The organism is Rhizobacter sp. P2_D12 (assembly GCF_056404395.1).
Genome location: NZ_JBFUEB010000296.1, coordinates 1 through 1,333, shown reverse-complemented (window position 1 = coordinate 1,333; position 1,333 = coordinate 1). Strand labels below are relative to the sequence as shown.

Genomic DNA, 1,333 nt, shown 5'->3' with positions numbered 1-1,333 from the left:
GACAGGGCCACCACTGCCGACAGGCCGCCCAGCGTGCCGGCCGGCGCCAGCTTCGATTCAAGCACCGGCTCGCCGCGTGCAATGTCGCCGCGCGCGATGCGCCCTTCGAGCAGCTTCATGTCGGTGATCGCGCCGGGCGGCAACGCGCCGGCGGGCCAGTCGGCCAGTTGCAGGCTGGCCGGCAGGATGCGCGCGCCCTGCCCGATGTCGGCGGCGGCCACCACCACACGGGTACCGGCCGGGCCCTGCTCGCCCATCCACTTGGCTGCCAGTACCACGGCGCCCAGCGCCAGCACCAGCGCCACGCCGATGATCAGGATCGCTCTTGAATTACGCATGCTCATACTCCGTCGTGCCGCGTTCGCGGCGTTCTTGTGATGCGGGCCGGCCTGGGGCGCCCSCGGCAAAATAGTTATCCCAGGCCCAGTCCAGGGTGCGGCGCGACAGTTCCGGCGCGCGGTCTTCGTAGCGTGCCAGGTCGCGCAACTGGCGCATCAGGTCGCGCGGGTAGCAGGCCAGCAGCGGCACGCCGCGCTCGCGGTGGCAGGCCAGCAGGTAGTCGAACGACGCGGCGTCGAACGCCACGCCGACGCTGTCGCACGCCTGCCGGAACAGGCGCATGTATTCGTCGGTTGACGCTGCCGGGACCTCGATCTTGTAGCCGAGGCGGCGCAGGAAGGCGCCATCCGACAGGCGCTGCGGCACGAAGTTCGACGAGAACACGACGATCACGTCGAACGGCACCTGGAATGTGTGGCCCGTGTGCAGCGTCAGGTAATCGACGTTGCGGTCCATCGGCACGATCCAGCGGTTCATCAATGCTTCCGGCGTGCAGCGCTGGCGCCCCAGGTCGTCGATGATGAAGATGCCGTTGTTCGACTTGAGGTGCGGCGGCGCCTGGTACAGGCGGGTGTGCGGGTCGAACCGCAGGTCGAGCATGTCCAGCGTGAGTTCGCCCCCGGCCAGCGCGGCAGGACGGCGCACGCCGCGGATCCAGCGCAGGTCGGGCGCGCTGCCGCGGTCCAGGCTAGGTGCTTCCGTCACCGCCGCTTCGGTCACGCAGTGCTGCACGTTGTCGAAGAATGGGATCACTTCGCCATCGACCATCAGCGCGTGCGGCACGGCGATCGTGCCGACCAGCAGGTCGCGCAGGCGCTCTGCGAGATAGGTCTTGCCGCTGCCGGCCGCGCCGTGCAGGAACAGCGCGCGGCCCGAATTCATGCCGGCGCCGATCTGGTCGAGCACGACCGGGTTGACGACAACACCATCGAAGGTGGCGGCCATTGCGCCGCGCGTCACCTGCATATTGGCCACGCTGTGCGCGTTGACCTGG

2 protein-coding genes are annotated in these 1,333 nt (G+C 69.1%); both read right to left on the bottom strand.

What is annotated here, in order from left to right; translation table 11 throughout:
- On the bottom strand, nucleotides 1-338 hold a 338-nt coding region (gene cpaB, locus AC1DYN_RS32570), incomplete at its 3' end, for a Flp pilus assembly protein CpaB (protein ID WP_477966945.1).
- Nucleotides 331-1,333 (bottom strand): DUF8689 domain-containing protein (locus AC1DYN_RS32565; RefSeq protein ID WP_477966943.1); only part of this gene is annotated, 1,003 nt, incomplete at its 5' end. The genes cpaB and AC1DYN_RS32565, both read right to left, overlap by 8 nt.